The organism is Pseudomonas sp. p99-361 (assembly GCF_003935475.1).
GTDB lineage: Bacteria > Pseudomonadota > Gammaproteobacteria > Pseudomonadales > Pseudomonadaceae > Aquipseudomonas > Aquipseudomonas juntendi.
Map to the genome: position 1 here is coordinate 186,866 of NZ_RHQO01000001.1, position 26,098 is coordinate 212,963.

At 60.1% G+C, this 26,098-nt stretch carries 31 protein-coding genes; 8 read left to right on the forward strand and 23 right to left on the reverse strand.

Going from position 1 to position 26,098, the window contains the following annotated elements:
- Positions 1 to 2 precede the first annotated feature (2 nt).
- A complete protein-coding gene (locus EGJ22_RS00815) occupies positions 3 to 710 on the reverse strand; it encodes a murein L,D-transpeptidase catalytic domain family protein (RefSeq protein ID WP_029885984.1) in 708 nt (235 codons plus the stop codon).
- 335 nt (positions 711 to 1,045) lie between these two features.
- On the opposite strand from EGJ22_RS00815, the gene EGJ22_RS00820 reads away from it, so the two are divergent.
- The 5 genes from EGJ22_RS00820 to EGJ22_RS00840 all read left to right on the forward strand — a co-directional run bounded on the left by EGJ22_RS00820 (position 1,046) and on the right by EGJ22_RS00840 (position 5,194).
- Entirely contained in the window at positions 1,046 to 2,566 is a 1,521-nt protein-coding gene (locus EGJ22_RS00820) for an NCS1 family nucleobase:cation symporter-1 (protein ID WP_029885985.1), read from the forward strand.
- Positions 2,567 to 2,894: 328 nt separating this feature from the next.
- Positions 2,895 to 3,422, forward strand: a complete 528-nt coding sequence (locus tag EGJ22_RS00825) for a DUF3455 domain-containing protein (RefSeq protein WP_009686314.1) — start codon at positions 2,895 to 2,897, stop codon at positions 3,420 to 3,422.
- 103 nt (positions 3,423 to 3,525) lie between these two features.
- Complete coding sequence (locus EGJ22_RS00830) at positions 3,526 to 4,074, forward strand: sigma-70 family RNA polymerase sigma factor (RefSeq protein WP_009686313.1); 549 nt, start codon at positions 3,526 to 3,528, stop codon at positions 4,072 to 4,074.
- Positions 4,071 to 4,769, forward strand: coding sequence for an anti-sigma factor domain-containing protein (locus EGJ22_RS00835; protein ID WP_029885986.1), 699 nt, complete (start codon positions 4,071 to 4,073; stop codon positions 4,767 to 4,769). The genes EGJ22_RS00830 and EGJ22_RS00835 overlap by 4 nt, the downstream gene beginning before the upstream one ends.
- Before the next feature lie 185 nt (positions 4,770 to 4,954).
- Complete coding sequence (locus EGJ22_RS00840) at positions 4,955 to 5,194, forward strand: chorismate mutase (RefSeq protein ID WP_029885987.1); 240 nt, start codon at positions 4,955 to 4,957, stop codon at positions 5,192 to 5,194.
- A gap of 24 nt (positions 5,195 to 5,218) precedes the next feature.
- On the opposite strand, the gene EGJ22_RS00845 is transcribed toward EGJ22_RS00840, so the two are convergent.
- The 3 genes from EGJ22_RS00845 to EGJ22_RS00855 all read right to left on the reverse strand — a co-directional run bounded on the left by EGJ22_RS00845 (position 5,219) and on the right by EGJ22_RS00855 (position 6,881).
- Positions 5,219 to 5,407: a DUF1737 domain-containing protein gene (locus EGJ22_RS00845; protein WP_029885988.1), complete on the reverse strand. Its 189-nt coding sequence runs from the start codon at positions 5,405 to 5,407 to the stop codon at positions 5,219 to 5,221.
- A gap of 695 nt (positions 5,408 to 6,102) precedes the next feature.
- Positions 6,103 to 6,516, reverse strand: a complete 414-nt coding sequence (locus EGJ22_RS00850) for a hypothetical protein (protein WP_125920055.1) — start codon at positions 6,514 to 6,516, stop codon at positions 6,103 to 6,105.
- Complete coding sequence (locus tag EGJ22_RS00855; protein ID WP_125920056.1) at positions 6,513 to 6,881, reverse strand: hypothetical protein; 369 nt, start codon at positions 6,879 to 6,881, stop codon at positions 6,513 to 6,515. The genes EGJ22_RS00850 and EGJ22_RS00855 overlap by 4 nt, the downstream gene beginning before the upstream one ends.
- 437 nt (positions 6,882 to 7,318) lie before the next feature.
- Here EGJ22_RS00855 and EGJ22_RS26240 point away from each other — a divergent pair, with 437 nt between their 5' ends.
- From EGJ22_RS26240 to EGJ22_RS25925, 3 genes are all read left to right on the forward strand, one after another.
- Positions 7,319 to 7,525 (forward strand): hypothetical protein, encoded by a 207-nt coding sequence (locus EGJ22_RS26240; RefSeq protein ID WP_125920057.1) that lies wholly within the window; start codon positions 7,319 to 7,321, stop codon positions 7,523 to 7,525.
- A gap of 305 nt (positions 7,526 to 7,830) precedes the next feature.
- A complete protein-coding gene (locus EGJ22_RS00865; RefSeq protein ID WP_125920058.1) occupies positions 7,831 to 8,895 on the forward strand; it encodes a DUF262 domain-containing protein in 1,065 nt (354 codons plus the stop codon).
- Complete coding sequence (locus EGJ22_RS25925) at positions 8,892 to 9,500, forward strand: hypothetical protein (protein ID WP_158619522.1); 609 nt, start codon at positions 8,892 to 8,894, stop codon at positions 9,498 to 9,500. Before EGJ22_RS00865 ends, EGJ22_RS25925 begins: the two co-directional genes overlap by 4 nt.
- A 420-nt stretch (positions 9,501 to 9,920) precedes the next feature.
- On the opposite strand, the gene EGJ22_RS00870 is transcribed toward EGJ22_RS25925, so the two are convergent.
- The 19 genes from EGJ22_RS00870 to EGJ22_RS00965 all read right to left on the reverse strand — a co-directional run bounded on the left by EGJ22_RS00870 (position 9,921) and on the right by EGJ22_RS00965 (position 26,072).
- Positions 9,921 to 10,634: a hypothetical protein gene (locus EGJ22_RS00870; RefSeq protein ID WP_125920059.1), complete on the reverse strand. Its 714-nt coding sequence runs from the start codon at positions 10,632 to 10,634 to the stop codon at positions 9,921 to 9,923.
- Between the two features lie 40 nt (positions 10,635 to 10,674).
- Positions 10,675 to 11,154 (reverse strand): hypothetical protein, encoded by a 480-nt coding sequence (locus EGJ22_RS00875; RefSeq protein ID WP_125920060.1) that lies wholly within the window; start codon positions 11,152 to 11,154, stop codon positions 10,675 to 10,677.
- Between the two features lie 443 nt (positions 11,155 to 11,597).
- Entirely contained in the window at positions 11,598 to 12,392 is a 795-nt protein-coding gene (locus EGJ22_RS00880) for a DNA adenine methylase (protein ID WP_125920061.1), read from the reverse strand.
- Between the two features lie 153 nt (positions 12,393 to 12,545).
- Positions 12,546 to 13,100 (reverse strand): lysis system i-spanin subunit Rz, encoded by a 555-nt coding sequence (locus EGJ22_RS00885; protein WP_125920062.1) that lies wholly within the window; start codon positions 13,098 to 13,100, stop codon positions 12,546 to 12,548.
- Entirely contained in the window at positions 13,100 to 13,669 is a 570-nt protein-coding gene (locus EGJ22_RS00890; RefSeq protein ID WP_125920063.1) for a glycoside hydrolase family 19 protein, read from the reverse strand. The genes EGJ22_RS00885 and EGJ22_RS00890 overlap by 1 nt, the downstream gene beginning before the upstream one ends.
- A gap of 36 nt (positions 13,670 to 13,705) precedes the next feature.
- On the reverse strand, positions 13,706 to 14,749 hold the full coding sequence (locus EGJ22_RS00895) for a phage late control D family protein (protein WP_125920064.1): 1,044 nt from the start codon (positions 14,747 to 14,749) through the stop codon (positions 13,706 to 13,708).
- Positions 14,750 to 14,807: 58 nt separating this feature from the next.
- The gene (locus EGJ22_RS00900) at positions 14,808 to 15,014 is read right to left on the reverse strand and encodes a tail protein X (RefSeq protein ID WP_060494983.1); all 207 of its coding nucleotides are present in this window, start codon (positions 15,012 to 15,014) and stop codon (positions 14,808 to 14,810) included.
- Positions 14,989 to 15,834, reverse strand: a complete 846-nt coding sequence (locus tag EGJ22_RS00905; protein WP_125920065.1) for a phage tail protein — start codon at positions 15,832 to 15,834, stop codon at positions 14,989 to 14,991. Before EGJ22_RS00905 ends, EGJ22_RS00900 begins: the two co-directional genes overlap by 26 nt.
- A 9-nt stretch (positions 15,835 to 15,843) precedes the next feature.
- Complete coding sequence (locus EGJ22_RS00910) at positions 15,844 to 19,338, reverse strand: phage tail tape measure protein (protein WP_125920066.1); 3,495 nt, start codon at positions 19,336 to 19,338, stop codon at positions 15,844 to 15,846.
- A 132-nt stretch (positions 19,339 to 19,470) separates the two neighbouring features.
- On the reverse strand, positions 19,471 to 19,767 hold the full coding sequence (locus tag EGJ22_RS00920; RefSeq protein ID WP_125920068.1) for a phage tail assembly protein: 297 nt from the start codon (positions 19,765 to 19,767) through the stop codon (positions 19,471 to 19,473).
- Between the two features lie 43 nt (positions 19,768 to 19,810).
- On the reverse strand, positions 19,811 to 20,320 hold the full coding sequence (locus EGJ22_RS00925; RefSeq protein WP_125920069.1) for a phage major tail tube protein: 510 nt from the start codon (positions 20,318 to 20,320) through the stop codon (positions 19,811 to 19,813).
- A gap of 12 nt (positions 20,321 to 20,332) precedes the next feature.
- Complete coding sequence (locus EGJ22_RS00930) at positions 20,333 to 21,499, reverse strand: phage tail sheath family protein (RefSeq protein WP_125920070.1); 1,167 nt, start codon at positions 21,497 to 21,499, stop codon at positions 20,333 to 20,335.
- A gap of 94 nt (positions 21,500 to 21,593) precedes the next feature.
- Positions 21,594 to 22,055 (reverse strand): hypothetical protein, encoded by a 462-nt coding sequence (locus EGJ22_RS00935; RefSeq protein ID WP_125920071.1) that lies wholly within the window; start codon positions 22,053 to 22,055, stop codon positions 21,594 to 21,596.
- A gap of 22 nt (positions 22,056 to 22,077) precedes the next feature.
- A complete protein-coding gene (locus tag EGJ22_RS00940) occupies positions 22,078 to 22,818 on the reverse strand; it encodes a hypothetical protein (RefSeq protein WP_125920072.1) in 741 nt (246 codons plus the stop codon).
- Between the two features lie 6 nt (positions 22,819 to 22,824).
- Positions 22,825 to 23,703: a phage tail protein gene (locus EGJ22_RS00945; RefSeq protein ID WP_256671525.1), complete on the reverse strand. Its 879-nt coding sequence runs from the start codon at positions 23,701 to 23,703 to the stop codon at positions 22,825 to 22,827.
- A complete protein-coding gene (locus EGJ22_RS00950; protein ID WP_125920073.1) occupies positions 23,700 to 24,512 on the reverse strand; it encodes a phage tail protein I in 813 nt (270 codons plus the stop codon). Before EGJ22_RS00950 ends, EGJ22_RS00945 begins: the two co-directional genes overlap by 4 nt.
- Positions 24,509 to 25,489: a baseplate J/gp47 family protein gene (locus EGJ22_RS00955; RefSeq protein WP_125920074.1), complete on the reverse strand. Its 981-nt coding sequence runs from the start codon at positions 25,487 to 25,489 to the stop codon at positions 24,509 to 24,511. Before EGJ22_RS00955 ends, EGJ22_RS00950 begins: the two co-directional genes overlap by 4 nt.
- Entirely contained in the window at positions 25,486 to 25,812 is a 327-nt protein-coding gene (locus EGJ22_RS00960; protein WP_125920075.1) for a GPW/gp25 family protein, read from the reverse strand. Before EGJ22_RS00960 ends, EGJ22_RS00955 begins: the two co-directional genes overlap by 4 nt.
- A 2-nt stretch (positions 25,813 to 25,814) precedes the next feature.
- Complete coding sequence (locus EGJ22_RS00965; RefSeq protein WP_125920076.1) at positions 25,815 to 26,072, reverse strand: hypothetical protein; 258 nt, start codon at positions 26,070 to 26,072, stop codon at positions 25,815 to 25,817.
- Between the last annotated feature and the right edge of the window lie 26 nt (positions 26,073 to 26,098).

Consider the following 26,098-nt stretch of genomic DNA (forward strand, 5'->3'; position numbering starts at 1 on the left):
CGTCACTTGCCGGCGATCGATGGATTTGCCACGCAACGTTGGGCGTCCAAGTAACGCGAGTGCTTCAGCCACGCCTGCTGCGGGTAGTAGGCGAACACGTAGCTGCCGCGTTGCAGCGTGTGGATCAATTTCTCGGCAATCGCCGGGCGCACGGCAGGGCAACCCTGGCTGCGCCCGAGGCGGCCGAGGCTAGGCACCACGCTGGGGTCGGCGTACGCTGCGGCGTGCATGACGATCGCCCGCGCCATGCTGTTGTCATTGAACCCTGGCTCCAGCCCCTGCAGGCGCAACGAGCGCCCATGCTTGCCATTGTAGGCCTGGCCGGTTTGATAAAGGCCGACGGAGGACTGGTAACTGTTCGGCGCGTTGGAAAACGCGTTCGGCAGATCGGCGCCGCTGTTCTTGCCATGGGTGACCCACTCTTCGAACAACAGCTGCCTGGCGCGCAGGTCGAACACCCACAAGCGCTTGTCACGCGAGGCCCTGGAATAATCGATAACGGTCAGCAATTTGTCCCCTCCCCCCTGGCTCGCACAGTGATAGGCGGTAAGCGCCAGGGCCAAGGTCGCCAGACTGGCGGCGGGTGCCAACCGCTGCAGCTCGGCAGCACTGGGCAGCGACTGCGCCTGAGCGCTGTGCCAAGCACCGAGAATGAACAGGCCGGCAATGGCCATCGCAAGCCGCACAGCGCGGCGCACTGAGGTGAACATCGATACGGATCCCTGTTGGAAAACGGGCCTGTCCAGCCGTTGCTTGCAGCCAAATGCGGCTACTGTGTTCGCTTTCAGGCCATTTGCCGATCATTTGCTGACCAATGGCCTGAGTGTATCTGCGTTGTTCACAGCAAGCGCCTCGGCTTGGCGCGCGGGGTAACAAATGCGCACCTGAAATGTGCACAAAATTCCCAACTCAAATACGCGCCCGCTAGGCAATGATCGGCTAGAGACCGGCAACCCGCTGTAATTACCTGCGCCTGACCGATTGGTACGAATCTTGTTTGTATACAAATCCAAAAACAAAAGTACACAACCATCATGGAGTCCCGATGGCGTCGATTTCGCGTTCCGATGTTAGCCAGCTTGATGCACGCCCCACCGCCACGGCCGACCCCGGCCAGGTCACATTGAGCCCGCGCCTGTACAGTGCCGACCTGGCCCCGACCCGTGCCGCCAAGCGCACCTGGGGTCGCTACAGCCTGTTCGCGCTGTGGACCAACGACGTGCACAACATGGCCAACTACTCGTTCGCCATCGGGCTGTTCGCCCTGGGCATGAGCGGGGCGCAGATCCTGGCCGCCTTCGCCCTCGGTGCCTTGGTGATCTACGGCTTGATGAACCTTTCCGGCTACATGGGTCAGAAAACCGGCCTGCCCTACCCGGTCATGTGCCGCATCAGCTTCGGCATCCATGGTGCCCAGATTCCGGCACTGATCCGCGCGGTGATCGCCATTGCCTGGTTCGGCATCCAGACCTACCTGGCTTCGGTGGTGCTGCGTGTACTGCTCACCGCCATCGCCCCAGACCTCAAGGCCTACGACCAGAACAGCATCCTCGGGCTGTCGAGCCTGGGCTGGGTCACCTTCCTCGGCATCTGGTGCGTGCAGGTGGCGATCTTCGCCTACGGCATGGAAATGGTGCGCCGCTTCGAGTCGTTGGCCGGGCCGATCATTCTGGTCGCCTTCGCCAGCCTGGCCGGCTGGATGTACTGGCGCAGCGGCTTGTCGATCGCCTGGTCCAGCGGCAATGCCCCGACCGGTTCGGCCATGTGGCTGAAAGTGCTCGGCGCTGCTGCGCTGTGGGTCTCGCTGTACGGCACCATGATTCTCAACTTCTGTGACTTTACGCGCAATTGCCCGGACCGGCGCACCATCAGCGTAGGCAACTTCTGGGGCCTGCCGGTGAACATGCTTGGCTTTGCCCTGATTGCGGTGGTACTGGCCGGTGCGCAGTTCAGCATCGATGGCCAGCTGGTGCAGAGCCCGACCGAAATCGTCGCGGCCATCCCCAACACCGCCGGCCTGGTATTGGCTTGCCTGGCTTTCCTGATCGTGACCGTGGCAGTGAACATCATGGCCAACTTCGTCGCCCCGGCCTACGTGCTGACCAACCTGGCACCCAACCTGCTGAACTTCCGCCGCGCAGGCTTGCTCAGTGCCGCCATTGCGGTCGTGATCCTGCCCTGGCACCTCTACAACAGCCCCTCAGTGATCGTGTACTTCCTCGGTGGCCTGGGCGCCCTGCTCGGCCCGCTGTACGGCATCATCGTCACCGACTACTACCTGGTACGCCGCAGCCGGGTGAACCTGCCGCAGCTGTACAGCGAAAGCAGGCAGGCGGCCTACCACTACAGCGGCGGGGTCAACCTGCGTGCCGTTGCGGCATTCGTGCCGGCGGCACTGATCGCCATCGTGCTGGCGCTGGTGCCAGCCTTCGACACCTTGTCGCAGTTCTCCTGGTTCTTCGGCGCCGGCCTGGGTGGGCTGATCCACTACGCCCTCGCCAACCGCAACGCCAGCTACCTCGCGGTGAGCGGCGAGAGCATTGCGGTGGATAGCGCGCATCACTGACCGGGGCACGATCAGCCGACTGATGAGGGCCAGTGATGCTGGCCCTTAGCCCGCACGGATGCACGCGTGTAAAGAGGTCTGTACCTCCACTACGCGCCCCTGGCATCTTCCTGGCGCACATGCCCCGCGACCCGCCTGGCCCGCACGGCCACCCACGTAACCGCGCCAGACGACACCACCCTACTCCCGGGCTTTGGTTGCCCGCTGCCGGCCGGCCATTTGCAGGCAACTATTTTTTTGTCCCCGTGCATCCAATAGACCCCGTGGTGGGTATTGCTGATGGGTGGACCATCACCGCCCAGCCAAATGACCTGTCAGGAGCATTACCATGAGCCATACATACTCCGCTTGCCTGCTCGCCTGCAGCCTTGCCCTGGCGCTGCAGACCGCCCACGCGCAAACCGCCGTGCCCACAGCAGTCCAGGTGCCCGAGGGGCATCGCGTTATGCTGGAGACCGTCGGGGTCGGCGAGATCACCTATGAGTGCCGCGACAAAGCCGATGCGGCCGGCCAGACCGAATGGACCTTCGTTGGGCCCAAGGCCGTGCTCAATGACCGTAGCGGCAAACAAGTGGGCGACTACTTTGGTCCTCCCGCCACCTGGCAAGCGAAGGATGGCTCGAAAGTCACCGGCAACCAGTTGGCGCTGGCCCCGGCAGACAAAGGCGCCATTCCTTATCAACTGGTCAAGGCCAACCCGGCCGAAGGTAAAGGCGCCATGCAAGGGGTCAGCTACATCCAGCGCCTGGCCACCCGCGGCGGCGTGGCCCCTACCAGCGACTGCACGGCCCAGAACAAGGGGGCCAGGCAGGTCGTCCAGTACCAGGCCGACTATGTGTTCTGGACAGCCAGGTAACGCGCGCCGGCGCCAACATCCAGCAGCGGATGATCTAAGCTCGATGGCAAGCCCCCGGCTGGATGGCCGGGGTACCTCGCCAGACACAAGGAAGCCGTACACCTTGAATTCGCCTGTCACCCCATTCGACTTCCACCACTGCCTGGAGGCCTGCGCACAGGGTGACCGGCGAGCCCTGCAAGCGCTGTACGATCACGAAGGGCCACGCCTGCTGGGCGTAGCCCGGCGTATCGCGCGTGACAACGCCACGGCCGAAGACATCGTCCACGATGCGTTCATTCGCATCTGGACTGGCGCTGCCAGCTACGACCCCGCGCGCGGCTCGGCCCGCGGCTGGATCTACAGCATCACACGCCATCTGGCATTGAATTCGATACGCGATACTCGGCGTGAAACTGTTTTGGACGACGCCGACATGGCTGCCGTGCCCACCTTGCCGGGCAGGCTGGATGACCTGGCCCTGTGGTCAGGCTCGGCAAAGATTTACCGTTGCCTGGAACAATTGCAGCCCGGCCCGCAGCACTGCATCCTGCATGCTTATGTGGACGGCTGCAGCCACGCCGAAATCGCCACTCTGCTGGGCGCCCCCCTTGGCACCGTCAAGGCTTGGATCAAGCGCAGCCTGAAAGCACTGCGGGAGTGCCTGGAATGAAGCCGGAGACTGAGGAAGCGCTGGACACCCTCGCCGGCGAGTTCGTATTGGGCACCTTGCCGCCGGAGCAACACACGGCAGTGGCTGAGCGCCTGCGTACCGACTCAGCCCTGCGCGCCGCAGTGGATGCCTGGGAGTCGCGCCTGCTGGAACTGGCCGCGCTGGCCGCGCCGCAGGCACCGAGCCTGCGCCTGTGGGGCCGTATTCAGCGCAGCCTGAACGAGCTGGAGCCCCCGGCAAGCGAGCGGCGAGCCAAGTGGTGGCAACGCCTGGGCCTGTGGCAAGCACTGACGGCCGCCGGGTTGGCGGCCAGTGTATTGCTGGCGTTCACCTTGCTGACAACGCCCCCACCCGCGACGCAATTCGTGGTGGTGCTGGTGGCACCGAGCAGCCAGGCCCCGGGTTGGGTGGTGCAGACCAGCGACAGCCGCACCATCGAGCTTCTCCCGCTCGGCAAGGATGCGCTCCCTGAAGGCATGGCCTTGCAGTTCTGGACCAAGGGTCCGCAGTGGGGGGCGCCAGTATCACTGGGCCTGGTCAAACCCGGCGAACCCTACAGGGTCCCCTTGCAGAGCCTGCCACCGCTGGAAGCCGACCAGTTGTTCGAGCTGACACTGGAGAAAGCCGGCGGCTCGCCTACCGGTCTGCCAACGGGGCCGGTCAAGTTCATAGGCCGAGCGGTGAAAGTGATTTGACCCCTTTGCGTGCCGGCCGGCGAGAGACAGAAACGGTACGACACAGAAAGCCTGGGAATCATGGGCCGTAGCGAGTTAAATGGTGGCCCTTGCTCGATTGCCGTAGCCGGCAGCGCTGGCCGGCCCGGGTAAGCGCAAGTGATGCCCCCAATCAACCGCAGTCTCATGAAAAGGAAGTCGCGCCAATGGAAGTACGTTGCACCTCACTGGAAGAAGTCCGCCACGGGATTGATGCAATCGACCGCAGCCTGGTTTCGCTTCTCGCCCAACGTGGCCGGCTCGTGACGCAAGCGGCCGCCTTCAAGAATACGACCGATGACGTGCGTGCGCCTGCGCGGGTCGAGCAGGTGATGATGATCGCGGCCTTCATCAATGAAGAACTGACCACCCACGCGAAGCTGGCCACTGCACCTTCGGCGTCTTGAAAAGGCATGCAAGGCGGCCGATGATCAGTCACCGGTTCGAGGCCAGAGCACGGCCTGCGCCACGATCACATCGCTGCCATTGAAGGTGACTGCAGGTGAGCCATGTAACTGGTACCCCAGTTCCAAGGCCTCGCTGACCCGCTGGCAGAAGGCGGCGTTGTCGGGACCGGTCAGCACGCGGTAAATGGGCAGATCATTGGGGGGTTGGCTCATCGCTTTCTTCCTTGGTTCACGCGGGGCGCGTTGTGGCTGTTGATCCTGCTGGTGAGTCGGTAACCGTTGCATCGATCATCGGTGCTCTACTGTATGCGGGCCAACAGGGCTTGGCTACCGGTGGATCGCGCCAGCGTTTTAGCCTTCCTGGTCGAGGCGCGTTACCGGGGCAGCCCCCCGATAGCCCTCGCCTCTTTCAACTCGGCGTACCGTCGCTTCGCCCAGGCCATCGCGACGTGTTTGCAGGCGAACACCCGGCTCTCTTGGTAGACTGTCGCCTTGTCGCGATCAGTGCGGGACTGGACGGGGTAGCGGGTGCTGCCATCGACCCTTTTCCACGATTGGTACATGTCGTATGTCGGTTGGTACTTTGTACCAAACGCCTGGGTAAAAACGCCTCAAACCCCGAAACCGGTACAGAACACGTTGAACGAAATGACTGCAACATCAGGCTCCCAGCCACAAACCACGCGCCCTGAGCCGTCACGCCGCTTCAGCGTTGCCCCCATGATGGATTGGGCATACGTTTACTCGAGCCCTTGATGCAAAAGGCCCTCAAGCCTAACGATACTGATTCGTACCAATTTTGTACCAACGCGTCCGCCCATCTCATTTTAAGTTACCTCGGCCTGGTGCTATGCGGAGCGACTGCTAGGCTGCAGTCAGCCCGCCATTAGCATCACTCGCTCAGCTTCCTAGTCATCAAGGGGCTTCCGGTTAGCGACAGTATCGACCACATCCTTGACAGTCATGACTTTACTGGAAAAGCGCGCCCAAAGAGAGCTAAGCGTCAACCAAAATGATACAGCAGCACAACACATGAATGCGTAGCGCCAGTACACACCGTCGACTTTCAAAAACTCTTTAAAATCCGCTGTAAGCAATGCAGCCACTAGAGAGATAAAAACTCCGAGCGGTGCCACCCAATCTCTGCTTTTCAAGATCCTTTGATGGTGACTAATAATTATTAACCGCAGCTTATCCTCTGTCACATTAATTAGATGCGTATCTGTATTCTGAGATACGCCACTAAAATTCATCTGAATTTTGCTTGCATCCCCAGAAGCACCATCACTTCCAACACGAAACACAGGCTCTTCTTTTTTCATTTGGCGTCATTCCACCAGAATTGCAAGGTGAGCCTGTTGACCTGACCGATCAAGTAGTTACCCATCATCATCTCAACTACACCTTCATCATTGACCTGTGCCAGAGGATATGGCTCAATCAATGCCGTCCCAAGCGACTGATTCCAGTTATGCAGTGTCATCAGCGATTTCGCGCCGACGGGTTTAAATGTTACATTTTGACCTTCGCCCCCATTCTCAAAAGCAACAACCAACTGTAGTGTCGTGGGATTCCGCGTGTAATCCGGCCCGATTACCAAATCCACCTCACACTGCGTATTTGCAGGAATCAAAACGTCATAAGTGCACATCAACTTACGACCACCAAGACGTACATTTGAATTCATTATCTCTCCTAAAAAGCACAAAGAACTTGAGGAATACGTATTCGCCTACAAACCAGCGACAGGATTATATCCTTTCACATCCAAATTGTGCTAAGACAGCAACAGAAAAAGGCGCCCTAGACCCAAGGCCTCAGGATTTGGGCGCCTTTTTCAGCCTGCCTTGACATGGCACGGGCATAGATCGGTCATACTTGGCGTGCATTTTGCGCATTTGTTGCCACAAGGATGACCTGAGCTCGCGCACCGAGGGCGAGCCCATCACGCACTACAGTACCTCGACCAAGGATAGGGATTTGAACCCGCCCGATGATCTCAATGGGGCTCCTTAGGCCAGCAAAAACGGCTACTCTGACGTTACCGGAGGGCCTACATAGCCCTGATACGCCCCAGTATTTGCCCTAAATTTGCCCTAAGAATTCTCATTCTTGGAGATGCGTATGGACGACCAAGCCGCGACCACAGCAGACACCCTTGAGCTCTTGCATCTGAACCAGATCGCTATTAGGGCTGCTTTAGAGGAGCTCTCGCTATGGGTGAGCCACCGGGGCTCAGTCCACATACATGAAAACGTCATGGCTGCCTTAGGAGCCCTCGATATCCACGCTGAGGCGATCTCATACGGGCTAAAACGCCTGCGGGCTTGAGCGATCCGTGAGCTAGCCGCACCTTAGAGAGCGCATCTGACAAAAACCACAGGTGATCAGCGCTGATGATGAATGGGACCGATCTTCTAGGGGGCCCTCACTTCAAACGCTGCGGCTTGCTTCATCGAGACCGGTACCGATTCCGAACCATGCACCTGAACCTTCTCGCATGCTGATCACCAGAACAGTGAAAGCAGCCAGCCTGGGAACCGTCAGCTCCATGCTTCTTGTTTCTTGTCTATAAAATTTGGTAAAAGGTTAGGTAGCTCAAAATCCTCGGCTACCGCCGAAATCAGGAAGAAAACATGTCCAGCGCACCTCAAACATATACAGTATCTGATTTTATTGAATGGAATTCGAAAAAACAGCTTAATTTAGCCCCTGACTTTCAGCGTGGCGCGGTATGGACGCCGAGCGCAAAAGTTTTCTTGATTGATACCATCCTAAACGACCTACCCATACCTCAAGTTTTCTTCAGAACAAAGATCGACGCCGCTACGCAAACAATGACGAGAGAAGTGGTTGATGGCCAACAGCGACTGAGAACCATCCTTGAGTTTGCCGCAGGGAAATTGAAACTCACATCAAAATCTCCAAAATACAAGGGGAAAACATATAGCGAACTAGATATCGAAGATAAAGAGGCGTTCCTATCTTATAAGATCCCATGCGTACAACTAATAAACGCTGACAATTCGATGGTGCTAGAAATCTTCGCCAGACTCAACTCATACAGCGTAAAAGTAACCCCTGCAGAGCTCAGACATGCAGAGTACAGCGAGCCAGTTAAGTGGGCTATCTATGATGCATCTCGGGAATGGAAACACCTCTGGAACGAGCTCGAAATAGTCTCAGTACGGGACAGTGTGCGCATGAAAAACGTTTCCGTAATGGCTGAATTTTTCATGATCCTGGACAACGGCTTCGGGGACGGCGGCGAACCATCAATCACAAAATATTACAAAGAAAGAAAAAACGAAAGCGAAGACTACTTCGTTCCAATCAGAAAAAAAGTTGACTCAATACTTGAAATTATTCTGAAGAAATTTGAAGATGATTTTTCCACTACAACCTTCTTCGACGCCCCAAACTTCTTAGTACTGTTTGCAGCAATTGCATTCTTGAAGTTCGATTTGCCAGAAACTCGCATAACCGAGGATCTTGAGCATCTTGGAGGTAAAGGTATAGACTGGGATAACGCCATGGACACGCTTGCCCAGATTTCCCAGGAGTTCGAATCTGAGCATAACGATGAAGAAAGTAATGGCAGATACAGCGAATTTGTAACCGCAAGCAAGAGCAGCACGCATCGCATATCTTCACGCAAACCAAGATTTCAAACTCTTGTTAACTCTTTGCACAAAGCATGATGCTAAATCGACATTATTTCCGACTTGAAAAACGTCTTTTATCGATCGAAAAGGAATTAGACTCTCTATCAGTCAAACCAAGCTTATCTCCACAAGAAAATCTAGCCCTTGAAAAAATGCTGATTCAGCTGCAAATTGAGTGGGAGCATTTCGTGAGACGTCTGATCCTAGACAGTGCGACTGGTAAAGCCTCAAACAGCACAGGCGTAGTATATTCAACATTGTCGGCCCCACCTAAAAATCGCGAGCAGGCGCTTCATCGACTGTTATCGACGTATCCAAACAATAATCGGGGTCATGAACCAGAGTGGAGTCATTCAAACAAAGCAATTGACGCTGCAACTCGACTACAACTGACCAACTTACCAGACATATCAGGCCTACTGGGTGTGACACCATGGCCTTTAGATGAAATGCGCCACCTGAGAAACTTCATAGCTCACCAATCAAAAAATTCAGCATCGGTACTACGCAGAAAAAACATGACAAGTCTGTCTGGGAAAATTTTCATTCCCAAGATTGCTTTCGAGCATTTATCTTCAGGAACCAAGCGTTATAGAAGGTGGACATCCTTTATGATAACTATAGCCCGCCAGCTGGTATGACGCTTAAGCCTATACTCGGCCGGGCTCAGCCGAGTCCAACTGAGTATTATCTTAACGGCCTCGCGATTAAGATCAAAACAGCAATGAGGCCGTTTCTCCATGGATAGCTCGACGGCTGTGTTGACAACGCCCCCTGTCGCCGCCAGTACTGACCACATATAAAAATTGCTGCCCCGTCAACTTCCATGCAGCTGATTATAACTTTTACACTTAGGACACCGCAAAACCAAACCTGCAATATTACCTCTTAGAACTCCCTCCGCCAGGACAACAGAGCAAGCACCACAAATATAGTCAGCGCCACCACTAACGCACATGGAAATAACTACATAGGGATTAACTGCAAAATTAGACGGAATCATTTGCGCAGCATCGAAAATACTTTTTCCTTCTACAGCCCTACGCGACAACACTTCCAGTTTAATCCTCACATTTAGCCTCCATATAGTTACTAACCACATACAACGCAGACTTCAACAAATCAACTTCCATGACACTTATATCTATACTATCACCTAAACTCAGCTTAACCCTATCTCCATTTTCGTTTACCACATCCAACGCTCCTAGCCCGAGTATTCTAAGTGCACCTTCATGTACTCGCCCTCCGTGGTGCTGGATCGCATTACGGATTTCTACATGTTTTTTTATCATGGCCAATTCACCGCCCACTTCCTCGAAGCCAAAAATGTCTTTCACTGCGGCGGCTCGGGTTTTGTAATCAGAAAAGTCGAAGTCGTGCCCAATCGAATCTTGTATTTGACTCACGAGATCAATGGCGCTTCCAAAGTCATACTTAACACGCACCGACTTTAGCGCCGAGAAATTTCGCTCTCTCCTGAGATGCTTACCTACTGCCTCTCGATACAATGCGCTAAGCAGGTCACTCCATCGCGCAATGGCTTTATTCTGAAATAACTCAACTGCACCTCTCCGAACTGTAGCCTCTTTCTCAATCAAGGCAGTTATCGATACAGGCTCAGATACCGCCCCGTGAGCCAACTGTACACTGACATGGTTATTAGGACTCCCTCGCATGAACCCAATACCAATTTCATGCGCCGCCAACCCCAGGATGAGTTCTCGAAACAACCCACCAAGATCATCTTGAAAATTGTATATTACTTCCTTCATGCCCACCTACAACTCAACTAAAGAAGAGCCAATCAAACAGTTATCCCTTAAGCACGCTCACAATATATTTTCGACCTTTAGCTGTCAATTTATAGATTCGCCCCTTACCAGTAATACTAGACGATACTAGATCTAACGCTGACAAGACATCAATAGCTGCGTGCGCTTCTACATTTGATGTATTCAAGGTACTTCTAATGTAAAACAATGTAGTAGCCTGGCTGTGATTGATTCCAGCTGTGATCGCCGCAAGAACACGAAACTCGATTGATTGGACATCGAACGCCGGCTCACTCTGTCTTTGCTCAACCCTCTGGAAACTTTGCACATCCAATTGGCGTGTCAATTCGTTATTCTCTTCCGCCATAGCGGACACTTGTTTCTTACAAATAGCCAGCTCATTACCGATCAAACTCAAGCGTTCCTCCCGCCGCTTAGCTGCGAGTAGTTGGCTCTTTAAAATCCACCATCCGACAATACCCATACCCACAACGATAAGGACAAGAACCCACAGCGACATTTTAGTTCAACGGCTAGTAGGCTACCGAGCCAAGACAACTTTTCTGGCATCCAGTCAGGGAGCTTTCCATTTTCTGTGACATAGCCAATTACGGCCTGGCCAACCAGTACTAAACCAGCTAAAGGTAGCGCCACCACCTTACGCCAACCTATTTCCATTTCTATCCTTATAGGCGAAACGCCACTTTAGCAGAGCCAGCACGGAGACAGCATAGTTCAACAGCACACGCAATTGAAACTCCCTCTCAAGCCCCCGCATTGCTAGCACCGTGGCGCACTTTCCTTCCTGATACACGCGCAGGCGCTGTCATGGAACGGTACTGCTCCGTTCCGACATCCAGCACATGAAAATTTGGTGTGATCACGGGACTGGCCAGCGGTGGGCAGAACTGGAGATCGACGCAGATCTGTGGCCGCATCGGTTATTTCAATCACTTCATAGCTTCAGAACAAGCCACCAAGGGATGCCGTCTGCCAGTTCATAATAACCAGCTCGCTGGTCACCTCCGCCTTGCACTCGCGCTGATTAGTAGTGCTGTAGCGGATATCCAAGCGCTCAAAGTGGAACCCATCGAATGCCCGCCGAATGTCAGGGTGGTCGTTGATGCTGACCATCACCCTGCCCTTGCACCGCCGCATGAAGTCGGCCATACGTTCGTACTCTTCGAACGGGAAATCCATTCCATAGCCGACAGTCTGCCAGTACGGAGGATCCATGTAGAAGAAAGTATGCGGGCGGTCGTAGCGCTCGGCGCAGGCGAGCCAAGACAGGTTCTCGACGTAGGTGCCGGCTAGACGCTGCCACGCGGCAGACAGGTTTTCCTCAATGCGCAGTAGGTTGATGGCTGGCCCTGTGGTAGCGGTACCGAACGTTTGCCCGGTAACCTTGCCGCCGAAGGCGTGCTGCTGCAGGTAGAAGAACCGCGCAGCTCGCTGGATATCGGTCAAGGTTTCAGGGCGCGTCATCTTCTGCCACTCGAAGATCTGTCGGGAGCTGAGCGCCCACTTGAACTGGCGCACGAACTCCTCTAGGTGGTTCTGCACAACGCGGTAGAGGGTGACTAGGTCACCATTGAGATCGTTCAGCACCTCTACCGGGGCGGGCTGGGGACGCATGAAGAACAACGCGGCGCCGCCTGCAAAGACTTCGACATAGCATTTGTGTGGGGGAAAGAGGGGGATCAAGCGGTCGGCCAGGCGGCGTTTGCCACCCATCCAGGGAATGATTGGAGAGGTCATAGGTTTGCAAGTCTTTACTGTATAGATAGACAGGTGTTAGGCTCACCGCGCTTTGTGCACAAGGCAGAGGCCACGGCTGGACTTGCAGGAAGGGTCTGCGGGTTCGGTGGGCCGGGCTGGATGTTGACGCATCCGTCCCGGCTCGCCTCTTTACTACTGAATGACTTCGCGGACGTAGGACTGGCAGGCCTGCAGCGCGATCAGCCCCCGGTCGCCTTCGTCCGTGATGGCGACAATTCGTTGAGCATGCGCTCTGTCAAGTTGGGCGCGGACGGCGCCATGTACCAGGCTTCCGGTGCCGGCGGCTTCTCGCACCCCACCGTCACCACCCGGGGCGGCAAAGGCTCCGGAGTCGACAAGGACTGACAGCCGCAAGTCAGCAGTAGCCAGCCTGTCACGAAGGCGATCTTGAGTCTGTTGTGCATCGTTCATTTCCTTCCAATGTGTTTTGCCCTGCTCCTGCAGGCGATCTTCCAGGGCTTGTCGCTGAGTTTTCTGCTCCGCCAACTGCTTCAGGGCCGCCGCAGCAGCCTCCTCACGCTCACGACCGTGAGCCCGATCCTTATCCGCCAGCTGCTGGACGTAACCTGCAGCCTGTTCAGCCAGCTGTTTTCCGTACTCGCTGGCCTGCCACACCCAGGCCCCTCGCCCGCCGGCATAGAGCCCGACCGCAACAGCCAGAAGTGCAACACGCCAATTCAGCGACATTACTGCAGCACCTCGAGCGCACGCTTGTAGAGCGCCTGGCGATCCTTCAACCCATTCAGGCCGCCGTTGATACGGCGAGTAATCGACTCGAACACCGAGTCATCGGCATGCAGCACCTTGTCAGCCAGGCTATTAAGCCCTGCCCGCTGCCAGTACCAGCCGGCTGACAGTGAGGCGTAGACGGGCTGCTCGAGCAGGTCTGGGGTGTTGAGCAAGCGACTGTCACCGAACAGCGCTTCGCTGCAGGCCTCGTAGTTGACGCGGCCGGTGATCTGAATAAGCCCACGGCCACGGTACCGCTGGCCATCGCCATCAGCCGCCGGGGTGTTGCCGAGGCGCTCCGCCAGCCGTCCGGTGTCGTACTTGGCCAAGTAGGCATCGTTACCGAGCTCTCGCACATACAGCAGCTGGCCCGACTCATGGCCAACTTGCGCAAGGAACGCAGCCATACGCCGAGGGGTGACGATTGAGTACTTGCCCATTGTTGCGTTGAGGCCGGGAACAAAAACGCCGGCTTTGCGGCCGGCGTTGGGGAGGATCTGTTGCAGCTGTTGAACTGAGATAGCCATTGGTTTCTCCAGTGATGGCCGCGTGCGGCCGTGGGGTTACAGCTGCTCAACCTTGAGCGGCTTGGTGTCTTTCTTTTTCTTGCCCGAGGCCTTGGCCTTGCCCTTCTTGCCGCCGTTGCACTCGACGGTCGTAGTCCAGCCGGCCTGGGTGAATACCTGCTCGACCCCGTCCACCAGGTACTCGCCATCGAGCCCCGGCTTGAAGCCCTGGGCGTTGATCGAGCGTTCGGCAAACAGGTCGGTGCGGCCGGGCATTTCCAGCCGCACGCCGGCGGTGCTGCGATTGAACGCAGCCAGGCGCGCCTTGGCGGCCTGCTGGGCGGCGGTTTTGTTGGGGTAGACGTGACGGTCGGTGTGCACCGGCGGCAGGCCGTCCGGCGACTCGTCGTTGGCCAGCTCGACCACCTGCAACTTGCCGGTCTTCGGGTCTTGGTGCTGGGTCCTCACCGCCTTCTGTGAGTTGCGATCACCGAGGCGGAACTGGTAGCGGGAAACGTCCGTCTTGTTGATGGTGATGACCGCCAGCGCCTTGCCGGTGGTGCTTTGCCCGCCTTGGCGCGGCATGACCAGCAGCTTGCTTTCGGCCACCTTGGCGGTGCAGTCGTACTGCTTGGCCAGGCGGGTGACAAAGTTGTAATCCGACTCGTTGCGCTGGTCGACGCGCTCGACCTTGGTGTCGACCGGGCAAGACACCTCCCAGCCGTTGCGCTTGGCGATTTCGCCAACGATCTGCGACAGCGGCACGTTCTCCCAGCTGCCGCTCCGCACGGTCTTGCCGCTGCCGCGCATGTCGCTGGCCTTGCCGCGAATCACGATGGTGTCGGGCGGCCCGCTCAGCTCCACCTCGTCGACGGTGTAGGCCCCCAGACGGGTCAATCCTTGGCCCTCATAGCCCATCATCACCACCACGTTGCTACCGCGCGCCGGCAGCGCAACGGCCTGGTCGCGGTCGTCAATGCGCAGCTCGAACTCGTCCGACTCCATGCCGGGCTTGTCCGAGGTGCGTAGCAGCAACAAGCGATCATTGATCAGCGCGGTAATGTCGCTGCCATCCGCGACAATTTGATACGTGGGTTTCATGCAGGCTCCAGAAATGCAAAACCCCGCACAGTGCGGGGTTCGTTACGCGTAACGCGGGTTAGCCGAACAGCTGCAGCAGCTCGACCGCCGGCGCCGGAAGGTCCGGCAGCTGGATCAGCAGGCCGGCGCGGTAAGGCTGCGCCTGCCGGGCCAGATCCGGGTTGGCATCGAGCACGGCCTCGACCGTGCCGTTGAGGTGCCCGTAATGGTGCTGACAGATCACATCGAGCAGATCACCGTCAGACGTTCTGCAGGTCGTTGCCATAGCTCACAAACTCCAGGGTAAAGCCTTGTTTTCGGGGGATGCCGCCCGGCAACAGGTGGCTTTGTTCTTCCTCAATGCTGACCAGGCACCAGTCGCCCAGCACCTCGCCGTAGCCCGTTACCAGGTTCAACGCCCGCAGGTTGCGGCCGATGGAGCGCAGGGTGTTGAGCTGCTTGAGCCCGGCCTTGTGGTTGGGGAAGATCGCGCCCTTGAGCGTGATCTTTTCTTCACCCAGGCCCACGGCCTGCTGCGCCACGCTGCGGCGCAGGCGCTCTTGACCCTGCCAACGAAACGACGCTTGCCTGCGCAGTTCGTCAAACGCGGCCGTGCCGAGGTTGAAGTAATACGGCTGGGCGTTGGGCTCATGCGGCTGGATGATCAGCAGGTGCGGGAACGGCGCCACAGCCTCCGGCGTAGGCGTGGCCGAGGCCAACAGCCCGCCGCTGGGCAGGATGTTGGACAGCGAGGGGCTGATGTTGCCAGCCACCCGGCCGACCTCCGACGACACCTTGCTGGCCATCTGCTTGAACGTTCCGAGGCGTTCTTGCACCTGACTGACGCCCGATACAGCGCGACTGTACATCGACGTCACTTGCCCGACACGGGCCTGCGCAACGCCGATGCTGCGCACCAATCGGCCTGCCTTGGCGCCCAGCTCGGGCGGTAGAAACGGGATGCTCTCCAGTTCGGACGCGGCACCGGTAATGCTGCTGATAGCACCGTTGAGCGGTACCAGCATGCCGTCGGCGCTTTTCCGGCCGGCCTCCCCCGCTGCAACCAGGCTGGAAAGTGACGACTCCAGCAGCTCCATGTAGGCCATAGGCCCTCCTTAAACGTGTGGTTGATCGAACAACTGGGATGAGGCCGTGCGCGCTGCCACCTCGCGCTGCCAGGCGTCAAACAGCCCGCGCATACCGTTCGCCATTTCGCTCAGCAATTGGTTCGGGTCTTTAACATCGCCGTGGACCGTGAGCGGCATGTTCGGGGCGAAAGTGAATGTGTTGTCCACTTTCGGCGCCGGCGGCGGTTCGGCTGCCTTGGCGGCCGGGGCTACCTCGGGCAGCTTGGGCGCCGGCGGCGCCGCTTTGGCCATCTCCCGCACCACATCACCCAGCCCGGCCGGCGGCAGGGCTTGAGGCTGCGGCCGCACCAGATCGGCACCAGGGAACCGCACCTTGGTGGCCGTCAGCGCCGGCACCAGGAACGGGTCTTTCGATGCAGGGTCGCGCGGGTCATACGACACCTCGGGCTTGGCCGGTACCGGGGCCGGTGCTGCTTCCCGCACCGCAGCCCCCAGTTTGGGCGCCGACGGCTCGGGCTCGGCTTGCGGACGAACCAGTCCAGCACCAGGGAACCGCACCTTGTTGGCCGTCAGCGCCGGCAAAAGGAACGGGTCTTTCGACGCTGGGTCGCGCGGGTCATACGACACCGCCGGCTCCATCGGCGCCGGTACGGTCGCCTCCCGCACCGTATCGCCCAACTTCGGCGTAGACGGCTCGGGTTGCGCCTCGGGCGCTGCAGGGGCTTCGGGTAGGGCCTGCGGCCGCACCAAACCAGCACCGGGGAACCGTACCTTGCCAGCCGTCAACGCCGGCAGCAGGAACGGGTCTTTCGACGCTGGGTCGCGCGGGTCATACGACACTGCTGGCTCCACCGGCGCCGGACTGGCCACCTCCCGCACCGTATCGCCCAGTTTGGGCACCGACGGCTCGGGTTGCGCCTTCCGCGCTGCAGGCGCTGCCGGCGACTCAGGGTTGGCCGGTGGCCGCACCAGATCAGCACCTGGGAAACGCACCTTGTCGGCCGCGAGTGCCGGCAACACGAACGGGTCTTTCGATGCCGGGTCGCGCGGGTCATACGACACTGCCGGATCAGCCTTGACCGAAGCCGTGACGGGCTCAGGCTCGACTTCCTTGGCTGGCATCACCGTTACGCGTAACGCTTCACCCAGTGCCGGCGGCGATTCCGGCTCGGCTTGATCGTCGGCCGGCTCGTCACCGAACCAGCGTTTGCCCAGCCAGCCCCCAAAGGACTCGCCACCCATGCCGCCTAGGACGGCGCCGACCGCGCCGCCCACAGCGGTACCGATCACCGGCACTACCGAACCAATGGCCGCACCGGCTGCAGCACCGGCGAGGGTGCCCGCCAGGCTGCCGGCGGCGCCGCCGTAACCCTCGGCCTTTTCATCCTGGCTCTTGGCATTCAGCGCGACATCGAGCGCCGCCGTGCCGGCGTCCATGATGTTGCCCCCAGGCAGACGCTTGGTCAGGCGGGTGATGCCCCGCACCGAGCGTGCCACCTTGCCCAGGTCGTCAGTGGCGGTCAGGGCCGACAACGCTGCAGGCAGCGGTCGCACCTTGGCCACGGCAGCCTTGGACGGCTTGGGGGCCTCGACAGCCGGTGCAGGCCGCGCCGGGGCGCCCTGTCGCGCTGCGCGCCGTCGCTCCCGGCGCCGACTTCTACGACTACCCCTTGCAGGCCCTGCAGGGCCGCTATTTGCAACGCTACTGCCAATCCCGCCGATAGCATCGGCGTTGACTACGAAAACGCGCTGGGTGTCGTTGGCAGCGGCACCGGGGTCATCGGCTTGGCCAGGCGCTTTCGAGCCCGCCGAAAACACCTTGCCCAGCAGGCCCAGGCCGGTGTCGACCACCTTGTTACCGGTCTTTGGCAGGTCGATCGGAGCCCGCTCAGCACGCCCCATGCGCCCCGCCATGCCTTCCAAGCCCCGGCCGCGTGCGATGTTGAACACCCCCCGGCCGATCCGCAGGGCGCTGCGCGCACTCATGAACGCAATCACTGCCGCTGTGATGCCGCCAATACCCATCGCTATCGACGGGAACTGATCCGACAGCGAGGTGATGCCACGGGCGACCTTGGTCAGCCCCTGCGCCGCCAGGTCGGTGGCCGGGCGGATGGCATCGCCAATGCTGCGCATGGAGTCATCCACCGCCTGGCCCAGCTCGGCCCACTGCTGCGCCGACGTTTCACGACGCTCGGCCAGGTTCTTGTCGAGGATGCCCGAGGCCTTCTTGGAGTCGGCCTTAAGCTCCTCATACAAGCCCCGGTTCTGCCCGTAGGCGGTCAGCGCCGCCTTTACCTGCATGTCGGCGAAGATATCGCCGGTGCGCAGGGTCTTCTCCAGGGCTTCCAGCGCCGCCTTGGCCTTCTCCGGGTCGACCTCCTTGTCGATCTTGGCCTGGGCGTCCTTGATCTGCTTAGCCTTGGCCGGGTCGGTCTTCTCGACGTAACGCATGGCCAGGGCCATGGACGCCTCAATGACGTTCATGCCCTTCTGCAGGCCGGTATTCAGTGACGCCTGATAATCAATGCCCACATCGCTGTAAGCCTTCTTGATATCACCGGCGCCAATCTTCTCCATCCAGTTCTTGAAGTTGTTCGCCGCTTCGTCGGAACTGCCGGCGGTCTTCATCTGGACCTGCAGCATGGAGCCCAGCGAGGTCACCGCATCCAGCCCGGTGATGCCGTTCTTTTCCATGCCGGCCAGCAGTTGCGGGAACCACTTGGCCATGTCGCTGGCCTCGAAGCTGCCCGCCTGGCCTTGGTAGGCGATAGCCTCCAGCGCCTGCTGCATGACCTTCGGATCGCTGATTTTGGCGTTCTGCTCCAGCGCCTGGATCATCGACGCGGTGTCGACGCCCGAGGCACCTTGGCCGACCGCGAACTTCGCCGCGACCGGCGCATACGACAGCGCCTTGTCCAGCTCCATACCGGCGCCGACCAGCTGGTTGACCAGGTCGGCCACATCATTGCGCGACATGCCCGTGTCTTTGGCCGTGTCGATCACCGTCCGGCTAAGCTGCTGCTCTTCGGGCTTGTTGGCAATGTCGGCCTTGATCGCAATGTCGCGGATGACCGCTTGATAGTTCGCGCTGATCATCGTCGGCACAGCGGCCATGCCCGTGGCCACCACCGCCTTGCCGATATTCGACTTGAGCGATTCCTTACCGGATTGCAGCTGCTGGTGGCCCTTCATCTGCAACTCGGCGGCCCGCGCCTCGCGGCCTAGGCGCTGATACTCGCGCCCAAGCCTGCCGACCTCGATACCCTGCTTGCGCAAGGCATCCAGGTTGGTGTCCAGTTTGCGCTGCAGCTTGTCGGCACCGGCGGCCCCGCTGTCGTGCGCGCGCTTCCACTCCTCGCGCAGCTTGATGGTTTCGCCAATGGTGCTTTTCAGCACCTTGGCCTTGTTGCCCTTGGCTTCCAGCTTCTGGATGCCGTTTTCGGCGGTCTTGAACGCGGCACCGAGTGACGACGCGACGGCGCCGCCGATCACCAGCGATAACGCTACCTTGCTTGCCATCGGTTACCCCCTGCGCAAGCTCAATCGGTCAGCCACCAAACCATGTCGGCATAGGACATGGTCATGATTTCAGCGGCCGAGAAATGCAGCTCGGCCGCGAGACGCTTGGCGGCGTGCTTGAGGGTCGCCGGATTACAGTTCGTCCTCTCGCACCAGAAAGGTGTAACCGGTGGAAATGCGGTTGTAGTCCTTGTAGGTGAGGCCTTCCAGGTCCTTGACGCCGACCTCGGCCAGCGAGGCAAACAGGTTCAGCTCGCGCTGCTCCTCGTCACCGTCCGAGGTCTGCCCGGAGCTGCGGATATCCTTCACAGTCGGGGCACGCAGGGTGATGGTGGCCTGATCCACGCCATTCAGGGTGGCCGGCTTGGACAGGCGAACGGTGACGTTTTCAGCGGTCAGGGTCAGGTATTTCGGGGCTGGCTTGCTCATGAAAGGGTGTCCTTGTTACGGAAAGGGTTGTGAGAGAAGGGGATTACAGGCCGAGGTCGGCGCGCTGGCTGGCCAGCTGGTCGGTGCCGTTGATGACACGCTTCATGCCGACCGGGTCAATCTCGTAGATGACCTCGCCGCCGACTTCGAGCTTGTAGTAGGTGACGGCAATGCCGTGCTTGAGCTCGGCCTTGTCGCCGGCCTTCCAATCGCCCATGTCCAGCTCTTTCAGGGTGCCGCGCAGGGTGACGACGACCGCAAGGGTTTCACCCTTCTGGATCTTGAACGAGCCACGGAAAACACCGTTGAAGGCGTTGCCGTCGGCCAGGCCAAAGAACTTGAGGGAGTCCTTGCGCACGCCGGTGGTGGTGAAGTTGGCTTCCATCTTCTCCATGCCCACGTCCATCTCAATCGGCATATCCATGCCGCCTGGGCGGAACTCTTCCATTTTGAGAGCGAGCTTGGGCAGGGTCAGGCTGGGCACATCGCCCTGAAAGCTTTTGCCATCCACAAACAGGTTGGTGTTGGCGAGAATTTGGGGAATGAATGCCATGTCGGGGGCTCCTTAGGCGGCAGCGTTGAGGACTTCGGTCAGCCATTGGTTGGTGACCTCGACGCGGAAAATGGGGTTTTCGGCCGGCGGCACATCGGTGAAACGGATGTTCCAGTACACCTTGCCCTGCTCCAGCTGGCTGGCCGTGTTGAGCACCGGGTCGGCGTAGACCTCGAAGTTGATGATTGCGCCCTGATTCTTGAGGTCGCGCATGAACGCCTGCAGGCCGTCGGCCACGTCCTTGATGTAGGTCGCGGTAATCGAGCGGTCGACCGCCCACTTGTGGCCGTACAGGATCGCGTCCATGACGATATCCATGGTCCGCACGCGGGTGATGAAGGCCCACTTGGCATCGCTCGACAGGGTACGGTTGCCCCACAGGCGGTAGCCGTCGTCGCGGATGATGGTCGCGATATTGGCGTTGTTCAGCAGGTTGGCCCGACAGGTGTCGTCGCCGTCCAGGTACTCGACCGAACGGGTGGTGCCGGTGATGCCGACCAACTCCTTGTTGGACGGCGAGGCCCAGAAACCGTACTCGGTGTCAGTCCAGGCAAACAGGCCAGCCACCCAGGCCGAGCCCGGCTGATCGACGGTGCCGTTGCTGGTGGTGTCCCACATCTGCACACCAGGGTCGACCATGAACAGGCGCTTGGAGCCGAAGTTTTTAGCGTAGGCCGTGGCAGCCTCATCGGTGGTACCGGGGCCGTCGATGATGCCGATAGCACGCAGCTTGCCGGCCAGCGCATCCATCGCGGTGGCCACCGCCTGGGTGGCACTGTGCTTGGGCGCCACGATCAGCCGCGGCTGGGCGTTGAAACGGCTCTTGCCGTCGAGCAGCGCCTGCAGGCCGGTGCGCTTGCCGCTGGCCAGCACACCGCCAATGATCGAGGAGGTTTGTGCCGCCGCGTCGACCGCCTTGGCCACCCCGCAGCAGACGATTACCGCCTTGGCGCGGGTGTAGATGGCCCGGCAGGCCTTGGTGATCGCCGAGGCCTCACCGAACGCGGCCACCGCCTCGCGCTCGTTGGTGATCAGCACCAGGTCGTTGTACTTGGCCGTAGCGGTACCGCCCTCGGTGAAGGTGTCGACCAAGCCAATGATCGAGGACGACGGCAGGGCAATGCTGCGCGCGCCGGTGTCGACGTTCGTTACGGTAACGCCGTGAAAGAATCCAGCCATGTGGGCTCCAGATAAGACAAGGGCCGCGCTTGGCGGCCCTGCAGAAACGAAAACGCCCCGACAGTCGGGGCGCTCAAGGAAGGCGGGTTATGGGTCAGGCGTTGCCGACACCGACCACGCTGGCATTGATCGCGGCAATGGCCGCGTCGGCAATGGCCTCGGCCTCGTCGTGAGTGGCCGCCTTGAGCGCCTGCAGCTTGCCCTTCAAGCGGGCAGCGCGAATCGCATAAAGGGCCTCTTTCCACTTGGCAGCCTCGGCCAAGATGTTCTCGGCGGCGGCTTGCGGCTCAAGACCGGCCGCGTCGACCCACGCCTGGACGGTGGCGGGCACCTCGCCCTCGAAGCCAGCTGCTTGGAAGGCTTGGGCTTCTTGCTCGGCAAGCTGGTACTCGACCACACGCAGCGAGTTGCCGACCACAGCGACACGGGCATTGTCGGCCGCATCTTCGATCTGCTGGGCCGCACACAGTCGTGCTGCACCGAGCGGCAGCAAAGCGAATTCAAAGCCGTTGTAGTTGTTGCCGTTGAACGTCACGTTCAGGTTGTCTTTACGCATGATGACCTCAGGTTCAGAAGGGTTAGAGCTTGGTGATGTTGGTTGTCAGCCAAGGAATGGTGTTCGGGTCCTTGCCGGCCGTCACGCCTTGAACCAGGTAACCCTCAAGCGCCGCAGGAATGGTGCAGTTCACCGCACTCAGCGACACGCAGGGGAGGCCAGAGCCAACGATCTTGCCGGTGAACGTGCCGCGCAGGGCAAACACCACGTTGTAGAGCTTGATCGGAATGAACCCCGGCAGCTTGCTGCCGCCGGCATAGGTCATCGAGTAGTAAGCGTCCTGAGCCGCCGACAGACCGCCCGCAGAATCGGGCAGCGAGACGGTCATATCGGCGAAGTCAACCGAACCGCCCATGTTGATCTGGAACCCACCAAACCGCTTCATGCCATTGGCACCCAAGTACTCATTCAAGATGAGCTTTCGGGTGTTGGCATCCACGTTGTCACCGCGAACGATGATGCGTCGGCTGCCTACCGAGGCTGCCTCGCCATGGGTGTAGTCGCTCTGCAGGATGAAATCACCCACACCACCACTCGGCGTTGCCGCAATGGCTCGGGCGAGGGTCTTGAAGGGGGTGTCCGAGTTGCCCAGCGCGTTATCGTCGCCGGTCTGCTGGTTGATGTAGAAAGTGCGCGAGATGGCCGGCGCGGCGGCCACCGCATCGGAAATTGCCTTAGCAATCGCTGTTTTGGCCGTGGTGAAGTAATCGATCAGTGCGGTGACTTTGCTGGTCAGTCCGGCGATTTCAGTTTCGAGACTCATAGGTTGTTATGCTCCATGGATCAGTTTGGTTAGTTGGGTTTGGGTGGAAATGGTGGCTTCTGCAGCAGCAATGCCCATGCTGCGCAGGCCGTCGTGGTCGACTTCATGCCGGCGCTCAGCCGTTGCCAGGCGCACGTCTCGCCAGTCGCCTTGCTCGATCACCAGCCGCAACTGTCGGGTGAGCAAGGCGATTTGGTCTTGCAGGTCCAGACTGCGCAGTTGCTCGCTCAGCACCGCCTCGACAGCACGAATACCAACCGCCAGCGCCCCCTCATGGTCGAGCGAGTGCCGGTACTCGGCAGTGCCCAAGCGTTCGGTGAGGCTGGCCACCTGGCGTGCCATCTGCTCGGCGGTGCTTTGCTGCTGCCGGGCCAGGTCGATGATCTGGTCTTGCTGCTGCAGGCTGCGCAGCTGCTCACCGACCAGGGCACTGGCCATGGCCGCCAATGGCGCCGCCAAAGACAGGTTCAGGCCCGCCGGGCTGCTGACGATGGTCACGCTATCCGCCGGCAGCGCCGTCAAGGACAGGTCATAAGCCAGCAGCAAGTCGGTATTGGCCGGTTTGTAGGTCAGCGCATCAGTCGCATGCGACCAGACCGCCAACAGCGTGCCATCGGCCAACAGAAAGCCGATTTCACGCACCCAGAACGCGGCCGGGCCATCAGCGATGGCGGTGAGGTGAATCAGGCTATCGCTCAGCCGCTCGCCACCGGCAATGGGGTACTTGGCCACTTGGCTACGCAAGCCGGTTTGCTCGTTGGTCGGGGTGTAACCCGATGTACCGAGCGCGATGTGGGTGATCTCGGCAGAGAGGCCGGTGCTGGTGGCATTCCAAACCGCCGCCAGGCCTTTCTTGGTGATCACCGGTTGTAAAGGGATACTCATAAAACAGCCTCCATCGTGCCCCGCACGACGATACGGGTACGCAGCGCATTGGCGGCCAACACGGCGGCCGCTGCATGGATCGGGACGGGCTGCGCCTGGGCATAACCCCGAGTCACAGCGCGCGCATGGGTAACGCTGGCAACCTGCAGCGCCTGCTCAGAAAGCGGAATCGGCACCACCGGCATTTCCATCGTCTGCCGGTGCAACCCCCGCGCCTGGGTGACGTTGGCGAACTGCAGGGCCTGCGCCGAGGGGTCAACCGGAACGGGCGCAGGCTCCACCGTCTTGCGGTGCAGCAGTTGGCCCTGACTGGCCCCGGCCGCGACCAGACCGCCGTCGAATCGGGCACCGAGCCGGAAGGTGTAGTGGCTTCGCTCGTTCTTCGTCGCGTCGACCAAGGCGCGCAAGCGCTCCTCCAGCTGCGGCGAAATGATCGAGCCTTCGCCCGGCCGGTTCTCGTTGGCCCAGGCCGTGACTTGGAACGTGTACGGCGCCGCGTTGGGAATCTCGCGCCATTCCTTGTAATCCGCGTTGACCCGAACCGCCTTAAGCACACGCCGAATCGCGCCGACCGTGCCCTTGGTCTTGTGAATCGGGATCGCCTCGCGGATCAGCGCGCGGCGCTGGTCGTCGGTGTAAGCCGCTTCCCAGCCCTCAACCTTCCATGCCCAGGCCAGCCAGGGCAGGAAGTTCGGCGGGCAGCGCGCCGAGTCGGCCACACCCCGGATAATGTCCGGATCAAGGCCAAGGTCGGCGGCCGCCTCCAGGGCGCGCTCCAGCTGGGTGGCGTTGTGCGGTAACAGACTCATGTCACCACCTTCGACGTCAGCGTGATCGAGGTGCAGCTGGGGTAATGCCGCTTGTCACACACCACCCCGGCCGCTGGCTGCTTCAAGGTCACGCTACGAATCCCCGTTACGTGTAACGCGGCGTAGATGGCCGACAGGGGCAACTGCCCCTGCAGGCGGCGGGCTTCTGCAATGGCCGCATCCAGGCCAGCCCGCGCCGTGGCCTTTACCACGTCCGGGTCTGGCCCTTCCTCGATTTGCAGCTCGGCCTCCACCTTGAACTCACTCGGGACACCGGCAGCCACGCGGGGTCGGTCGGTGATCGGCCGTACTTCCTCGGCCGACAAGGCGGCTTTGACCTTAGCCACCAGCTGGGCCACCGGCGTGGTGCTGGTGGGGCTGGGCAGGATGGCCAACGACACGTCGCCGGGCAGCGGGTTGGCCAGGCCAGCGTCGTAGTCGCAGACCACCACAATGGCCCCGGGGGGAAGCTGGGCACGCACGGCGGGCGTCAATTCCGCACCGATAAACCGGGGCGAATCGACCGACACATTGGTCAGCTCGGCCGATGCGCTCAGCCCGTGATACTCATAGGCCCCGCTGCTACCGGCCACTGACAGCGCCTCAAGCGACAGCCGAGTGCGGTAGCGCAGCGCCTCGTCGCCTTCCATCACCGCCTCAACCGGCGGCACCGCATCCGGGTCAGCCGGGCGAATGGTCAGTTTCTCCACGCCGTAGTCAGCGGCACGGTTCACCAGGTCGTTACCCTTGGCAAAAGCCAGCAAGCTCGCCTTGGCCGCCGAGTTGACCCGAGCGCGCGTGAGCATTTCCCGGTAGGCCATGACCTCCATCAGCTTGACCACCGGGTCGGACTCCAGCGCCGCTGTCCATTGGTCTTTCATGAACTCGCGGAAGATGCCCAGTGTTTCCTGATACAGCTCCTCGAAATCCACGCTCTCCACCACATCGGGCGGGGGTAGCAGGGAAAGGTCGATCATGCGGTTACCTCCAGCACGACGGTGTTGCCCAGGTATTCGCCGGTCAGCGTCATGCCGATCTGCCCATCAAGCACCGAGGTGACCACCACCCGCTCCAGCCTCAAGCGCGGCTCCCAGCGACCCAGCGAGCGGGCCACCTCGGCCTGCACCGCGCTTTTCCATCCCTCATTGACCGGCATGTCGACGTAACGCCGTAGCTTGCTGCCGTACTCCGGCCGCATGCGGCGGCTGCCAATCGGCGTGGTCAAAATGTCCTCAATGGATTGGCGCAGGTGATCGAGGCCCGAGATAGGTTCGCCGGTGCGGCGATCCAGGCCGATCATGGTCAGCCGTCCAGGCGTTGCAGCTCAGGGTGATCAGCCAGGAACGCCACCGCCTCGGTATCGTCGGCCGGCACGCTGACGCGCTTGGCCACCACCTTGAACTCGCGCAGGTCCTCGCCCTTGGCCAGGTACAGCGAGCGCGAGGTGTAGACGGTGTCGGCGAAGGTGACTTGCGCCACCGCCGGGGCTGCAGCTGGATCAGCCACAGCGTCCGAGGCGGCGGCCTCGTCGGTTGAAACGGTTTTCGCTTTAGTAGCCATATGGCCCTCCAGATAAGACAAAGCCC

Excerpts from the sequence above, each read along its gene's own strand:
- EGJ22_RS00930 (WP_125920070.1), bottom strand. The coding sequence starts at position 21,499 with ATGGCTGGATTCTTTCACGGCGTTACCGTAACGAACGTCGACACCGGC.
- EGJ22_RS00865 (WP_125920058.1), top strand. The coding sequence starts at position 7,831 with ATGTCCAGCGCACCTCAAACATATACAGTATCTGATTTTATTGAATGG.
- EGJ22_RS00825 (WP_009686314.1), top strand. The coding sequence starts at position 2,895 with ATGAGCCATACATACTCCGCTTGCCTGCTCGCCTGCAGCCTTGCCCTG.
- EGJ22_RS00820 (WP_029885985.1), top strand. The coding sequence starts at position 1,046 with ATGGCGTCGATTTCGCGTTCCGATGTTAGCCAGCTTGATGCACGCCCC.
- EGJ22_RS00835 (WP_029885986.1), top strand. The coding sequence starts at position 4,071 with ATGAAGCCGGAGACTGAGGAAGCGCTGGACACCCTCGCCGGCGAGTTC.
- EGJ22_RS26240 (WP_125920057.1), top strand. The coding sequence starts at position 7,319 with ATGGACGACCAAGCCGCGACCACAGCAGACACCCTTGAGCTCTTGCAT.
- EGJ22_RS00910 (WP_125920066.1), bottom strand. The coding sequence starts at position 19,338 with ATGGCAAGCAAGGTAGCGTTATCGCTGGTGATCGGCGGCGCCGTCGCG.
- EGJ22_RS00855 (WP_125920056.1), bottom strand. The coding sequence starts at position 6,881 with ATGAATTCAAATGTACGTCTTGGTGGTCGTAAGTTGATGTGCACTTAT.
- EGJ22_RS00875 (WP_125920060.1), bottom strand. The coding sequence starts at position 11,154 with ATGTCGCTGTGGGTTCTTGTCCTTATCGTTGTGGGTATGGGTATTGTC.
- EGJ22_RS00890 (WP_125920063.1), bottom strand. The coding sequence starts at position 13,669 with ATGGCTATCTCAGTTCAACAGCTGCAACAGATCCTCCCCAACGCCGGC.
- EGJ22_RS00880 (WP_125920061.1), bottom strand. The coding sequence starts at position 12,392 with ATGACCTCTCCAATCATTCCCTGGATGGGTGGCAAACGCCGCCTGGCC.
- EGJ22_RS00945 (WP_256671525.1), bottom strand. The coding sequence starts at position 23,703 with ATGAGTATCCCTTTACAACCGGTGATCACCAAGAAAGGCCTGGCGGCG.
- EGJ22_RS00870 (WP_125920059.1), bottom strand. The coding sequence starts at position 10,634 with ATGAAGGAAGTAATATACAATTTTCAAGATGATCTTGGTGGGTTGTTT.
- EGJ22_RS00895 (WP_125920064.1), bottom strand. The coding sequence starts at position 14,749 with ATGAAACCCACGTATCAAATTGTCGCGGATGGCAGCGACATTACCGCG.
- EGJ22_RS00965 (WP_125920076.1), bottom strand. The coding sequence starts at position 26,072 with ATGGCTACTAAAGCGAAAACCGTTTCAACCGACGAGGCCGCCGCCTCG.
- EGJ22_RS00840 (WP_029885987.1), top strand. The coding sequence starts at position 4,955 with ATGGAAGTACGTTGCACCTCACTGGAAGAAGTCCGCCACGGGATTGAT.
- EGJ22_RS00950 (WP_125920073.1), bottom strand. The coding sequence starts at position 24,512 with ATGAGTCTGTTACCGCACAACGCCACCCAGCTGGAGCGCGCCCTGGAG.
- EGJ22_RS00885 (WP_125920062.1), bottom strand. The coding sequence starts at position 13,100 with ATGTCGCTGAATTGGCGTGTTGCACTTCTGGCTGTTGCGGTCGGGCTC.
- EGJ22_RS00940 (WP_125920072.1), bottom strand. The coding sequence starts at position 22,818 with ATGAGTCTCGAAACTGAAATCGCCGGACTGACCAGCAAAGTCACCGCA.
- EGJ22_RS00960 (WP_125920075.1), bottom strand. The coding sequence starts at position 25,812 with ATGATCGGCCTGGATCGCCGCACCGGCGAACCTATCTCGGGCCTCGAT.
- EGJ22_RS25925 (WP_158619522.1), top strand. The coding sequence starts at position 8,892 with ATGATGCTAAATCGACATTATTTCCGACTTGAAAAACGTCTTTTATCG.
- EGJ22_RS00905 (WP_125920065.1), bottom strand. The coding sequence starts at position 15,834 with ATGGCCTACATGGAGCTGCTGGAGTCGTCACTTTCCAGCCTGGTTGCA.
- EGJ22_RS00815 (WP_029885984.1), bottom strand. The coding sequence starts at position 710 with ATGTTCACCTCAGTGCGCCGCGCTGTGCGGCTTGCGATGGCCATTGCC.
- EGJ22_RS00925 (WP_125920069.1), bottom strand. The coding sequence starts at position 20,320 with ATGGCATTCATTCCCCAAATTCTCGCCAACACCAACCTGTTTGTGGAT.
- EGJ22_RS00900 (WP_060494983.1), bottom strand. The coding sequence starts at position 15,014 with ATGGCAACGACCTGCAGAACGTCTGACGGTGATCTGCTCGATGTGATC.
- EGJ22_RS00850 (WP_125920055.1), bottom strand. The coding sequence starts at position 6,516 with ATGAAAAAAGAAGAGCCTGTGTTTCGTGTTGGAAGTGATGGTGCTTCT.
- EGJ22_RS00935 (WP_125920071.1), bottom strand. The coding sequence starts at position 22,055 with ATGCGTAAAGACAACCTGAACGTGACGTTCAACGGCAACAACTACAAC.
- EGJ22_RS00920 (WP_125920068.1), bottom strand. The coding sequence starts at position 19,767 with ATGAGCAAGCCAGCCCCGAAATACCTGACCCTGACCGCTGAAAACGTC.
- EGJ22_RS00845 (WP_029885988.1), bottom strand. The coding sequence starts at position 5,407 with ATGAGCCAACCCCCCAATGATCTGCCCATTTACCGCGTGCTGACCGGT.
- EGJ22_RS00955 (WP_125920074.1), bottom strand. The coding sequence starts at position 25,489 with ATGATCGACCTTTCCCTGCTACCCCCGCCCGATGTGGTGGAGAGCGTG.